Below are 12,599 nucleotides of genomic sequence, written 5' to 3'. Positions count from 1 at the left end.
GCTGTCAGCTCGCCTTCAGCTGCCGACGCCGCAACAACCACCAGGCTGGCGGCAATACCAGCATCGACAGTAACGGTGCGGTTACCATGCCGCCGATCATCGGCGCGGCGATACGACTCATGATCTCACTGCCGGTCCCGGAGCCCAGCAGAATCGGCAATAAACCGATGACCAGGACCAGAACCGTCATGGCCTTGGGCCGAACCCGCTGCAAAGCGCCCTCGTGGATCGCCACCAGCAGCGCGGTTTCCCCGTGCTCGCCCTGTACCAGCCGTTGCTGCCAGGCATTGCGCAGATACAGCAGCATGATCACTCCAAACTCGGCAGCTACTCCGGCCAGAGCAATGAAGCCAACCGCCGAAGCCACGGACAGGTTGTAACCCAGCAGGTACATGAACCAGAGCCCGCCAGTCAGCGCGAACGGCATGGTCACCATGATCAGCAAAGCCTCATCAACCCGGGAAAAGGTCAGATACAGCAGCACGAAGATAATCATCAGGGTGGCAGGCACCACCAGCATCAAGCGCTGATTGGCACGCTGCATGAATTCGAACTGGCCCGAGTAGCTCAGGCTCATGCCGGGGTCCAGCGTAACCTCGGTCGCAATCCGCTGGCGCAAGTCGCGTACCAGCGAGCCCATGTCGCGTCCGCGTGCATCAATATAGACCCAGCCCGAGGGACGTGCATTTTCACTGCGCAGCATCGGTGGACCTTCACTGATACCGATCCGTGCAACACTACCCAGGGTGATCTGCGCACCATCCGGCGTCAGGATCGGGAGTTGTTGGAGGGCTTGTGGCGAGTCACGCCAATCGCGGCCATAACGCAGACTGATTGGGTAGCGAGCCAACCCTTCAACCGTCTCACCGATGTTCATCCCACCCACCGCGCCGGCCACCAGATCCTGCACATCGGCGATATTCAGGCCATAGCGCGCGGCGGCAAAGCGATCAATCTCAACATCCAGATAGCGCCCACCGGTAAGCCGCTCGGCAATCGCCGAGGTGACGCCGGGCACCGTTCTGGCCACCTGTTCGATTTCGCGGGTCAACGCGTCGATGCGAGCCAAATCAGAGCCGGCCAGTTTGATGCCGATCGGGCTTTTGACCCCGGTGGCCAGCATATCGATACGATTGCGGATCGGTGGAATCCAGAGATTGGCCAGCCCCGGTACCTGCACCGCCCGGTCAAGCTCCTCAATAAGCTTTTCCGTGGTCATCCCCGCTCGCCATTCGGAGCGCGGTTTGAGCCTGATGGTCGTCTCGAACATTTCCAACGGCGCCGGGTCGGTAGCAGTGTCAGCCCGCCCAGCCTTGCCAAAGACCCGTTTGACCTCGGGCACAGTCATGATCATCCGATCAGTCTGCTGCAGTAGTTCTGCTGCGCGCTGGGCCGACAAGCCCGGCAGAGCGGTCGGCATGTAGAGCAGATCACCCTCATCCAGCGGCGGCAGGAACTCCCCACCCAGGCGCGACAAGGGCCACAGGCTGGTCAGAAACACCAGTAGAGCAACCAGCAGGGTGGTTTTCGGCCAGCGCAACACCGCCTGCAACCAGGGTCGATACAACCAGATCAGCCCACGATTGAGCGGGTTATGCTGTTCGGGACGAATGCGTCCACGCACGGCATACAGCATCAGCACCGGGATCAGGGTAATCGAGAGCCCTGCCGCGGCGGCCATGGCCCAGGTTTTGGTCCAGGCCAGCGGGCTGAACAGCCGCCCTTCCTGCGCTTGCAGGGTAAATACCGGGATGAACGACAGGGTAATGATCAACAGACTGAAGAACAGTGCCGGGCCCACTTCAGTGGTAGCCTCGAGAATCAGGCGCCGGTGCTCGCCCTGGTCTGGTTCACGTCCGCCGTGGGCCTGTTGCCAGGCTTCGAGCTTTTTGTGCGCATTCTCGATCATCACCACGGCGGCATCGACCATGGCACCAACCGCAATGGCAATCCCGCCGAGCGACATGATGTTGGCGTTGATACCCTGGGCCTGCATGATGATAAAGGCCAGCAGCACCCCCAGCGGCAGGGAAATGATCGCCACTAGCGATGAACGCAGATGCCAGAGGAAGGCCGCGCACACCAGAGCGACAACAAGGAACTCCTCGATCAGCTTGCGGCTGAGATTGGCAATGGCACTGTCGATCAGCTCGGCCCGGTCGTAGGTGGTTACAATCTCCACCCCTTCCGGCAGGCTGGCACCCAGTTCAGCAAGGCGTTGGCGCACCCGGTCGATGGCTGCCCGGGCATTGCCGCCGCTGCGCAGCACCACCACGCCACCCACGACCTCGCCCTGACCATCCAGCTCGGCGATCCCTCTGCGCATCTCCGGCCCCAACTGGATACGCGCCACATCGCCCAGCAAGACTGGAACCCGGGCATTATCCAGACGCAACGGAATCTGCCGGAAGTCCTCCAGCGTCTGCAGATAGCCGCTGGCGCGCACCATGTATTCCGCTTCGGCTAACTCCAGCACACTGCCGCCGGCTTCCTGGTTGGCACGCCCGATGGCCGCCTGCACCTGCTGCTGAGTTACCCCCAGGGTCGCCATGCGCACAGGATCAAGAATGACCTGATACTGTTTGACCATACCGCCAACGGTGGCCACTTCCGCCACTTCCGCCAGGGCCTGCAGCTCAAATTTCAAGAACCAGTCCTGCAGGCTGCGCAGCTCAGCCAGATCATGCCGGCCACTGCGATCCACCAGGGCATACTGGTAGATCCAGCCAACCCCCGTAGCGTCTGGGCCAAGCGCCGGCGCAACCTCTTCCGGCAGCCGCCCCTGAACCTGGTTGAGGTACTCCAGTACCCGTGAGCGGGCCCAATACAGATCAGTGCCATCCTCGAACAGTACGTACAGGAAGCTGTCGCCAAAGAACGAGAAGCCGCGTACCGTGCTGGCCCCAGGCACAGCCATCATGGTCGTGGCCAGCGGATAGGTGATCTGGTTCTCGACGATCTGCGGGGCCTGTCCTGGCCAACTGGTACGAATGATCACCTGAGTGTCAGACAGGTCAGGCAGGGCGTCGATCGGCATCCGCTGCATGGACCAGATACCCCAGGCCAGACCGAACAGGGTGGCCAGCAGCACCAGCAGGCGGTTATCCACAGCCCAGCGAATAATGGCGGCAATCATGGCTGCACCTCACGCTTCTCGATCCGCACGATCGGCAGGCCGTCCGGGTCCTCGCGGACCCAGACCCGTACCGCATCGCCCTCGGCGATATCACTCAGATCCAGGGCCGGATCAACCGCAAACTGCATGCTCATGCCAGCCATACCCAGAGTCTCGAACGGGCCGTGTTCAAGCATCAGCCCGTCCTCGTCAAAGTACAGCACCACCGCATCCGCCGGGTGCAAGACCTCAGCCTCAGCGCTGCCACGGGCGACAATACCCCGCAAACTGGCTTCGGAGTCGATAAGGAACTGGGCGGCGATGACCACCTGCTGCCCTTCCTCAAGTCCATCCAGCACCTCGACTCGCTCACCACTTTCCCGCCCGAGCCGGACCCGTTGTGGTCGAAACCGGCCATCGCCCTCGGCCAGCATGACCAGATCCTCCTGACCACCCCGGATCACCGCACTGGCCGCGACCAGCAACTGCTCGCTGGCAACCCCATCCAGCAACTGCACCCGTGCACTCATGCCTGGGCGTAAACGGGCATCGGCGTTATCCAGCACCGCACGCACCCGCACCACCCGGGCACGCTCATCAGCTTCAGGCAATAGCTGCTCGACCTTGGCTTGCCAGACTTCCCCTGGCCAGGCCGGCAGATGCACCTCAAGCGGTTGCCCGGCCCGCAAGCTGGCGGCCTGCGCCTCTGGCACCGCGGCTTCCAGCCAGATGCGCTCGATCCCGTTGATCCGCGCCACCGTACTGCCGGCTGGCAGGCTCATCCCGGCACGCACCGGCCACTCAGTCAGCACCCCTGCCACGGGGCTGCGCAGCGTCCAGCGCATCTGCACCCGTCCGGTCGTGCGCACGGCCCGCATCAGGTCTTCGGGCATACCGCTCAGACGCAGACGCTGCCAGGCCGCCTCGCTTAGCTGGGCATCCCCAAGCCGCCGTAAGGCCAGATATTCTTCCTGGGCAGCTACCCAGTCCGGCACCAGCAGTTCGGCCAATGGCGCCCCAGCCACCAGCACATCTTCCGGCGCCAGCGCCGCGACCGACTCAACCCAGGCCTCAGCCCGGGTTTGCAGCACGCTGACCTGGCGCTGGTCATAACCCAGTACCGCGCTAGCCTGCAGGACCGGCTCAAGCCGGCCTCGCTCGACTTGGGTCAGGCGCATCCCAAGATTGCGGGTCAGTGAGGGGTCGATACGAATGCTGCTGCCATCATCGCCGGCATCGGCATAACGCGGCACCAGATCCATGTCCATGAACGGAGAGCGACCCGGCGCATCGAAGTGCTGCTGCGGATACATCGGGTCATACCAGTAGAGAATCCGCCGCTCGGACTCGACAGCGGCCGTGGCATGCTCGCCATGCCGTTCGGCAGATGCCAGCACCAAGCCCGGCACCAGCAGAATCAGTAGTTGAACAATCATCAGATGACGACCAGACATGTCAGCGCTCTCCCCAGGTCAGGTGCAGGCGGGTGTGACTGATGGCTCGTGCGGCCTCCAGCTCGACATGCTGCAAACGGGTTTCAATAAGTTCACGACGCGCTTCAATCAGACTGTCCAGCTCCGCACGTCCTCCGCGATAGTCCGCCAGCGCCAGCTCAGCGCGCTGTTCAGCCAACGGCAGCATCTGCTGCGTGCTACGCACTTGGGCCAGTTCAAGCCGCCGGTATTGGCTCAGCTCGACCTCCAGCTCGTTTTCCAGGCGCAACCTAGCGCTGTCACGTTCGCGATCCAACGCCGCCAACTCTGCTTCGCGAGCGGCAATACGAGGCTGTTGCCGCCGACCGGAAAAGAGTGGCAAGCCAACGCTGACCTGAACACTGAACATGTCATCCAGCCCCATGCCACGTCGCTGGTACGCCAACTCCCAACCCCAGTCCGGTCGCCGATCCGCCTCAGCCAGCCGCACGGCCGCCTCGCGCTCACGCGCCAGCGGCCGGTACTGTGCCAGTTCCGGCTGCAGGGCCAGACGCGCCCGATAACCATTGAGGTCGAGCGGCCACTGCGGCCAATTGCCCAGTGTCTGTGCCGGCGCCTGCGCCCCCAGCCAGCGCCGCAACTGCGCACGCCACACCTCCTGTTCGCTCAACAACAGGTCTCGCCGCTGGTCCAACCGAGCCCGTTCCAGAGCCGCCAGGGGTTGTACGGCCAATGGGCCGAGACCGCCCGCCAGGCGTGCGGCGATGGATGCCGCGAGCACATCGTTCTGAGCATAAAACTCGTCAAATAGCGCCAGTTGGCGCTGCAAGGCGTGCAAGCGCAGCCAGGCTTCAGCCACCTCCAGACGGACATTCAGGCGCTCCACTTCATACTCGGCCTGCACTCTTTCCACGGCGGCGCCAGCCAGTTCACGCTGGGCCTGGCGGCGAGCGCTATTGGGCACCTCCTGCATCAAGCCAATCATCTGCATGGTCATGCCGTCGGCGTTGAGACGACCGCGCCGATCGCCTTCGATCGGCACATTCTGCAGACCCAACGCCAGCTTCGGATCCGGTAACTGGCCGGCGGCCTGGGCCTCGCTACGCACGGCCAATTCGTTCAGGCGCCAGGCCTGCAGACTGGGGGCCTGCTGTTCAGCCAGGCTCAGGGCCTGTTCCAGGGTCATGGCCTGCAGCGGCAGGCTCAGACAGAACGCCAGGGCACTGCCAACAAGCAGACTCCGGCGACAAAAAGAGGGATTCAACATGATCGCAACTCTCTGGTGATCGCCGTGACAAGGCACGGCAGAACCTCAACGGTCAAGCCGTTGGTCCGGGGCTCACACAGGAGTCAGTGGCGCGGGGGACGCCAGAGCGGGTAGTTCATGGCCGGGCTGGCGCCGGCATGGGTAGCGGGAACAAGTGTGTTCTTGGGCAGGATGCCGGACAACTGGCCTCCGCCCACCAGGGCAGCGGCACTCAACTGGCAGTCCAGCCCGCTGTCACACAGCAACTCGGCGGTACTGCTCAGCCAGTCAGCAGTGCCCATGTCGGCACAGTCTTCATGCAGGCCGTGCATCATGACCGGCTCATCAACCAGGCACGCCTGGGCCGCAAGCAACGTCGCCGCCAGCGTATTGAACGACAGCAGCAAAGTCACCAGCAGAGCACCCAAGCAAGCACGCAAGGCAGGCATCAGCAGTCCGACCATTCGGGATTGAGTTTCATACGGTAAAGACTAGCATCTTCACCAATCAATGGTTTGATCAAGATCAACGCCAAGGCGCTCACAACACTGGCGCAAACAGATAGGCCGCCCGGGCCGCTACCCGGTACCACAACGACAGCGAATCCAGATCGTCGCGGTGCATCAAGCGGGAGCGAGCAAAGTCCTGCTCGAACATCAGCTCGACCTCGCGGGCAAAAGCCGCATCAATAACCAGCGCGGTGACCTCGAAGTTAAGCCGGAACGAGCGATTGTCCAGATTGACCGTGCCCACCCCGGCGCCGACGTTATCGACCAAAAAGCTCTTGCCGTGCAAAAAGCCGCCCTCATAGCGATAAACCTTGACGCCGGCCTCCAGCAAGGGGCCAAGGAAAGCGTAGGCGGCAAAATACAGCAAGGGATTGTCCGGACGCTGGGGGATAAGAATACGGACATCCACCCCATTGATCGCCGCCAGCTTGAGCATCGACTGGACGCTCTCATCGGGTACGAAATAGGGGCTGGAAATCCAGATCCGCTGATGGGCCGAGTGAATCGCCTGCTGAACCATCAGACTGGCCGTTTCAAAACTGTCCGCCGGACCCGATGGCAGAATCAGCACCGGCGCCGCATGATGACTGGGTATGCTCGGCTCCCAGGGCAAATCGAGAATATCCTCGGTTGCCCAGTGCCAGTCCTCACAGAAAACCAGTTGCAACGCCAGCGCGGCCGGACCCTCGATCAACAAATGGGTATCCCGCCAAGGGCCGAGCCGGGCATGCCCTTGCAAATACTCATCTCCGACATTGAGGCCGCCAACCCAGGCCCGTGCACCGTCGGCGACGACAATCTTGCGGTGGTTGCGAAAGTTCAACTGCAGACGGTTGCCACGTCCTCGGGTCGAGTGAAAGTGATGCACCTGCACCCCGGCCTCACGCAACGCCTGCAGGTAGTCGGCCGGCAACGCATAACTGCCGATTTCATCATAGAGAAAAAACACCTCAACCCCTTGCCGGGCCTTGTCAATCAGGCGGGCCTGCAGGGCCATACCCAGGTCATCGGCGCGCACGATGTAAAACTGCACCAGAAGGTAGCGCTCGGCCGCCTCGATGCCGGCAAACAGACTGGCGAACGTGGCTTCGCCGTCAACCAGCAATGACACCTGATTGGCTTCAAGAAACGGCAGTTTGGCCAACCGCTCAACACCCGCCAGATGTTTATTGTCGTAGGCCAGCGTCGCCCGCTGACTTCGCAACTCGGTCATTTTCGCCATCAAGGCCTGGCTCAGCTCAGAATCCTCATCGCGCCGGGCGTTGACGTACCCCTGAAATTTGGTCCGGCCAAACACCCAGTAGGCCGGGACCGCGACATAAGGCATCGCATTAAGCGAGACAATCCAGGCCACCGCCCCCGGCGCCGTGCGGGTCGACATCATCGCATCCACCGATGAAACCAAGCCCATAATCTGAAACAGCGCCGCAACCATCAGCCAGCGGCGCCAGCGCCGACGTTTGGCTGGTGCTGTCACAAGATTCTCAGCCATCGCTACTCAGTCAGCCAGGCTTGACGGCGCTATAAAGCGCCATGGTGCCGAACAGGGTATTGAAGGTCCTGGCCTGGGTTACCTCGACAAAGCCCGCTGCTTCAAACAGTGGTACCAGCCGGCCGGCCAGGTTGTCCCCGGTATTGGCAAAACCATCAAGCAACTGGATGAACAGGAACAGGCTACGCATCAGCGGGTTTTCGGGCTTGCCCCAGTCCGCGACATGCAACTGGCCGCCCGGCTTGATGATCCGAAACAGCTCCCGCGCAGTGCGCTGTTTTACCTCCCAGCTCAAGTGATGAAAGAACAGACTGGAGAGCACCCGATCAAACCGGGCATCGGCATAGGGCAAGGCCTGGGACATGGCCTGAGCAAAGTCGACACTGATCCCCGCCTTGTCGGCCTTGCGTCTGGCCAAGGTTAGAATCGCCGGGTCGGCATCCACTGCGCTCATGCTGAGCCTCGGATACTGCCGCTTGACCCAGACCGCCAAGGTTCCGGTGCCACAGGCCAGGTCCAGCACCTCCAATCCGGGAGCCAGACCGGCTTGTGCGATCAGCGCCTGTTTGACGCGCTTCTCACGCGTTGTAAGTCCCACCACAGCATCATAAAGTGGCGTCAAGCGATGAAACCCCAAAGCCGGGACAAACGTCGAGTCAGCGCGTTTCATCTACCCTCCTGGCGACACAAGAGCATGTCCTGAGCTTAGCCGAAATCCTCGTCATCGCTTCAGGGCTTGCCCTCCCCACGCCGACCGAGCTGCCAACGCGGCAGGAAGCGGGGCGTACGCGCCGCGTAGTCACGCCATTCATCCCCGAACTGGGCCGCTATTTCCGCTTCTTCAGCCACGGCCAAACGGGCATACATCCAGGCCAGGACCGGGAACATCGCCAAAGTAAGCAGTGTTGGCCACTGCAGCAGGAAGCCCAACATGATCAGCATAAACCCCAGGTACTGGGGGTGGCGAACATGGGCATACAGCCCACTGGTGGCCAACGCCTGCTGCTGTTGAGCGGCATAAAGAGTCCGCCATCCCTGGGCAATCAGGTAGAAGCCCAGGCCAATCAAGAGCAGACTGAGCAGATGAAATGGGCCGAAATGGGGAGCGCTTTGCAACCCGAACAGCATTTCCAGCAAATGCCCGCTGTCATGGGCGAACCAGTCGATCCCCGGATAGCGGCTTTGCAACCAACCCGCCAGGAAGAACAGAGTCAGGGGAAAACCATACATCTCTGCAAACAGCGCGACTAGGAACGCACTGAACGCGCCAAAGGATCGCCAGTCACGCCGCGTTTTCGGCTTGAAGAAACTGAAGGCAAAAAAGATAAAGATTGCCGAGTTGATAATCACCAGCCCCCACAACCCATATCCAGACGCATCAGAGTGCATGTCACTTCTCCCTGGGCTTGTGGGTATCATGACCCGAGTGGCCGTGGCCGCGATGCATGAAAATATGCATCAGCGGACAGGCCAACAGAATCAGCCAAGGCAGCGCACCCAATAGGTGGGCGCGATGTTCCTGCCATAAAAAAAACCCGGCGATCAGTGCAAATCCGGCAAACGCCAGCCAGTAACGCCTGGGACGAGGAAGGCCGGACAGCGCTCCGAGCTCGGACTGCTGACGACTAACAGGCTTATGCTTCATGAACACCTCCGGCCTGCCCGATGCGTGCAAAGCGCCGCTTGAGCAGCAACGAGTTACCGATGACCGACAACGAGCTGGCGGTCATCGCAATCACCCCGATCATTGGGTGCAACAATCCGACCGCGGCCATCGGAATGGCTGCGACGTTGTAGGCACTGGCCCAGATCAGGTTCTGTACGATCTTGTCGAAGGTCGAACGGGACAACTGCATGGCTTCAACCACGCCGGTCAGCTCACCACGCACCAGGGTTACATCGGCGGCCTCGATGGCCACGTCCGCGCCGGCCCCAATGGCAATACCGACATTGGCCTGTTTGAGCGCCGGCGCATCATTGATGCCATCTCCAACCATCGCGACATGGTTACCGTAGCGGGCCTGCAACTGGCGGATGGCATCGACCTTGCCCTCGGGCAGCACACCGGCCTGCACCTCATCGATTCCTACCTCCTCGGCTACCGCCCGGGCGGCACGTTCGTTATCGCCAGTGATCATCACCACATGCAATCCCAGCTTGTGCATGCCCCTGACCGCTTCAGCCGACTCGCCTTTGACGGTATCGGCCACTGCCACCAACCCCAGGGCCCGGCCATCACCGGCCACGATCACCACCGTGCAACCTCGCGCCTCCAGCCGTTGTAGCGACTCATCCAGGCTCTCAAGCGCGGTTATGCCCTGCTCCACGAGCAGCCGACGGTTGCCGATCAGAATCTGTTCGTCCCCGACCCGGCCTGCTACGCCCCGTGCACCAATGGAGCGAAACCCGGTCACCTCAGCGGCCGCCACTCCACGCTCACTGGCGCCATCGACGATGGCCCGGGCAATCGGATGTTCAGAGGCGTTTTCCACACTGGCGGCCAAGTGCAAAAGATGCTGTTCGGAAACCCCTGCCGCCGCCACAACCTCGGTCAGACGAGGCTCACCACGGGTAATGGTGCCGGTCTTGTCCAGCACCATGACCTTGATGTCCTTGAAGGTCTGGATCGCTTCACCGGAGCGAATCAGGATGCCGCGCTCGGCCCCGATCCCGGAACCGACCATCAGTGCAGTCGGCGTAGCCAGGCCAAGCGCACAGGGGCAGGCAATGACCAGCACCGCAACGGCGGCGAGGACGGCCAGCACCGGGCCGTCGGCTTGCGGGTTGACCCAGGGCAGGAATTGGGCACCCCAGTACAGGATCGGCCGCAGAGTTTCGGGAAACAGTAGCCAGGCGGCCAGGCTGAGCAACGAGATCAGCACCACCAGAGGCACAAAACGCCCGGTCATGCGGTCGGCGAACTCCTGGATCGGCACGCGCGAGCCCTGGGCCTGATCTACCAGACGAATCACCTGAGCCAGGAAGGTATCGCGCCCGACCCGGGTAGCCCGGACCCGCAAGCGCCCCTCTTTGTTGATGGTGGCCCCAATTACCGGGCTACCAACTTCCTTGTAGACCGGAACCGACTCGCCAGTGGCAATCGATTCATCGACATGGCTTTCGCCTTCGACCACCTCACCGTCGGTGGGGACTTTGTCGCCCGGCCGGATCACCATGATGTCGCCAGGCTGCAGCTCTCCAACCGGCAGTTCCAGCTCGGCGCCATCGCGCTCGACCCGGGCAGTCTTGGCGCCCAGGGTCAGCAGCCGGCGAATCGCCTGCGAGGCCCGGCCTTTGGCCTTGGCCTCCAGATAACGCCCGAGCAGGTGGAAGGTCATGATGGTCGCCGCCATTTCCATGAACGAGGTCATGGGAAAGATGAACCCCACCAACCCGATGAAGTAGGGCGGCAGGCTACCCAGCGAAATCAGAACATCCATGTTCAGGGTACGGTTGGTCAGCGAGCGCCACGCCGCCTTGTGCGTAGCCGCGCCACCGAACAGAAACACCACCGGAAAGGCCAGCACGGCCACCATGGCCAAATAGCCCGGTACTGGCTGCCAGAACATGTGCGGCACCATCAGCAACATGATCAGGGTGGCGGGAACCCCGGCAATCCACAGCCGCCGACGCGCCTGCGCCAGATATTGCGCCTCAACCTCAGCCGCATCCGCCTCATCGGCCGCAGAGCCTCGGCGCACGGCAGCCACATCATAGCCGGCGCGCTCCACCGCCTGCCGCAGCCGCTGTGAGTCGTCAGTCCCCGAGCGGACACTGACGCTAACGTGGTGGCTGGCTATATTGGTCCTAACCTCAGCAACCCCCTCAAGCCGCTGCAGGGTTTGCCTGACGATCCCGGCACAGTGGTCGCTACCCATGCCAGGTACTGTCAACTCATACTCGCTGATATCACTTTCAATGGTGCTCATGACGGGCACTCCAGACACGGGTAGGGAACACCGACAGGCAGAGCCCAACAGGCCCTGCCATACGCTGTACGGTCAGTGATGCCCGGCGTGCTCGTCGTCTTCTGACGCCTCAGCCGCAGGCTCAACAGCCGTTACCGGGCTGCCGCCACGCTCGCGCACACAATTGACCAACATGTCGCGATGCGCTGCCGCCATCCGGTCATGCAGCGCCCCGACCTGCTCTGGATCAGGACTATCCTGCGCCAGCAAGGCCTGCATCTGGCCCTTGAGCTCCCGCATCTCCTGCATCCGGGCCTGATGCTGTTCCGGCATGCCCGCACCAGCCATCCCGCCTTCCATCGGCATCTCGCCCATCATCATGCAGGGCCCCATACCCTGCTTCATCATCCCGCCGTGCTTGTCGTGCATCTGGTTCATCATGCCCTGGGCCAAGGCCATGAACGACGCGCCCGCCAGCCCGACAGCCAAGCTCAGGCCAACCATATGCTTACGTTGCAAACTCATCATGATCGCGCTCCCCGCAGGCTCACGCCTGCTCAATTACCTATGTGTGAAAATGCCCCGGACGGGGCCAGCCGGTCCCGCTACGCCACTCAAGGCCGCAGGCGCTGGGTCAACAGGTAAAGGGGCCGCTTGACGGCGTGAGGGGATTGGCGCGCAGTTGGCAGTACGGGCATCACCGACCATTGACAGACCGGGTTAGCCACTGGGAAGTAGTGCCCCGCGCCAGGCTCGGTACGTTCGGCACGCGGCAAGAGCGCAGGAGCTAGATGTTCCGTGTCTTGATGGTGGCAGTCTGGCCTCTCATCGCTCAGCCACAGCGCAGCTCCGGACTCGAGCCCGGCGGTCTCGGACAAACGAGGCACATCGGCGTG

The 12,599-nt window shown here is 62.2% G+C and carries 10 protein-coding genes; all 10 read right to left on the bottom strand.

All coding sequences use genetic code 11. The features are described 5' to 3' along the window. Nucleotides 1-4: 4 nt before the first annotated feature. The 10 genes from C2846_RS16280 to C2846_RS16235 all read right to left on the bottom strand — a co-directional run bounded on the left by C2846_RS16280 (nucleotide 5) and on the right by C2846_RS16235 (nucleotide 12,231). Nucleotides 5-3,136 (bottom strand): efflux RND transporter permease subunit, encoded by a 3,132-nt coding sequence (locus C2846_RS16280; protein WP_119701958.1) that lies wholly within the window; start codon nucleotides 3,134-3,136, stop codon nucleotides 5-7. After that, complete coding sequence (locus C2846_RS16275) at nucleotides 3,133-4,569, bottom strand: efflux RND transporter periplasmic adaptor subunit (RefSeq protein WP_119701957.1); 1,437 nt, start codon at nucleotides 4,567-4,569, stop codon at nucleotides 3,133-3,135. The genes C2846_RS16280 and C2846_RS16275 overlap by 4 nt, the downstream gene beginning before the upstream one ends. A gap of 1 nt (nucleotide 4,570) precedes the next feature. Then, on the bottom strand, nucleotides 4,571-5,815 hold the full coding sequence (locus tag C2846_RS16270; protein WP_080048651.1) for a TolC family protein: 1,245 nt from the start codon (nucleotides 5,813-5,815) through the stop codon (nucleotides 4,571-4,573). Between the two features lie 83 nt (nucleotides 5,816-5,898). Then, nucleotides 5,899-6,243 carry a hypothetical protein gene (locus C2846_RS16265; protein WP_131038232.1) on the bottom strand — a complete coding sequence of 115 codons (345 nt, stop codon included), beginning with the start codon at nucleotides 6,241-6,243 and terminating at the stop codon, nucleotides 5,899-5,901. A 91-nt stretch (nucleotides 6,244-6,334) separates the two neighbouring features. After that, on the bottom strand, nucleotides 6,335-7,795 hold the full coding sequence (cls, locus tag C2846_RS16260) for a cardiolipin synthase (protein ID WP_119701956.1): 1,461 nt from the start codon (nucleotides 7,793-7,795) through the stop codon (nucleotides 6,335-6,337). Between the two features lie 10 nt (nucleotides 7,796-7,805). Next, the gene (locus tag C2846_RS16255; protein WP_080048654.1) at nucleotides 7,806-8,465 is read right to left on the bottom strand and encodes a class I SAM-dependent methyltransferase; all 660 of its coding nucleotides are present in this window, start codon (nucleotides 8,463-8,465) and stop codon (nucleotides 7,806-7,808) included. A gap of 59 nt (nucleotides 8,466-8,524) precedes the next feature. Continuing rightward, entirely contained in the window at nucleotides 8,525-9,184 is a 660-nt protein-coding gene (locus C2846_RS16250) for a methyltransferase family protein (protein ID WP_080048655.1), read from the bottom strand. A 1-nt stretch (nucleotide 9,185) separates the two neighbouring features. After that, nucleotides 9,186-9,440, bottom strand: a complete 255-nt coding sequence (locus C2846_RS16245) for a DUF2933 domain-containing protein (protein ID WP_080048656.1) — start codon at nucleotides 9,438-9,440, stop codon at nucleotides 9,186-9,188. Continuing rightward, entirely contained in the window at nucleotides 9,430-11,724 is a 2,295-nt protein-coding gene (locus tag C2846_RS16240) for a heavy metal translocating P-type ATPase (protein ID WP_119701955.1), read from the bottom strand. Before C2846_RS16240 ends, C2846_RS16245 begins: the two co-directional genes overlap by 11 nt. A 72-nt stretch (nucleotides 11,725-11,796) precedes the next feature. Then, on the bottom strand, nucleotides 11,797-12,231 hold the full coding sequence (locus C2846_RS16235) for a hypothetical protein (protein ID WP_119701954.1): 435 nt from the start codon (nucleotides 12,229-12,231) through the stop codon (nucleotides 11,797-11,799). Nucleotides 12,232-12,599 lie beyond the last annotated feature (368 nt).

The sequence above is a fragment of the Pseudomonas jilinensis genome (assembly GCF_003586265.1).
GTDB lineage: Bacteria > Pseudomonadota > Gammaproteobacteria > Pseudomonadales > Pseudomonadaceae > Halopseudomonas > Halopseudomonas phragmitis.
This window is presented reverse-complemented; position numbering and strand designations above follow the sequence as displayed.

Coding starts and splice junctions, on each gene's coding strand:
- C2846_RS16270 (WP_080048651.1), bottom strand. CDS start 5,815: ATGTTGAATCCCTCTTTTTGTCGCCGGAGTCTGCTTGTTGGCAGTGCC.
- cls (WP_119701956.1), bottom strand. CDS start 7,795: ATGGCTGAGAATCTTGTGACAGCACCAGCCAAACGTCGGCGCTGGCGC.
- C2846_RS16280 (WP_119701958.1), bottom strand. CDS start 3,136: ATGATTGCCGCCATTATTCGCTGGGCTGTGGATAACCGCCTGCTGGTG.
- C2846_RS16245 (WP_080048656.1), bottom strand. CDS start 9,440: ATGAAGCATAAGCCTGTTAGTCGTCAGCAGTCCGAGCTCGGAGCGCTG.
- C2846_RS16255 (WP_080048654.1), bottom strand. CDS start 8,465: ATGAAACGCGCTGACTCGACGTTTGTCCCGGCTTTGGGGTTTCATCGC.
- C2846_RS16235 (WP_119701954.1), bottom strand. CDS start 12,231: ATGATGAGTTTGCAACGTAAGCATATGGTTGGCCTGAGCTTGGCTGTC.
- C2846_RS16275 (WP_119701957.1), bottom strand. CDS start 4,569: ATGTCTGGTCGTCATCTGATGATTGTTCAACTACTGATTCTGCTGGTG.
- C2846_RS16265 (WP_131038232.1), bottom strand. CDS start 6,243: ATGCCTGCCTTGCGTGCTTGCTTGGGTGCTCTGCTGGTGACTTTGCTG.
- C2846_RS16240 (WP_119701955.1), bottom strand. CDS start 11,724: ATGAGCACCATTGAAAGTGATATCAGCGAGTATGAGTTGACAGTACCT.
- C2846_RS16250 (WP_080048655.1), bottom strand. CDS start 9,184: ATGCACTCTGATGCGTCTGGATATGGGTTGTGGGGGCTGGTGATTATC.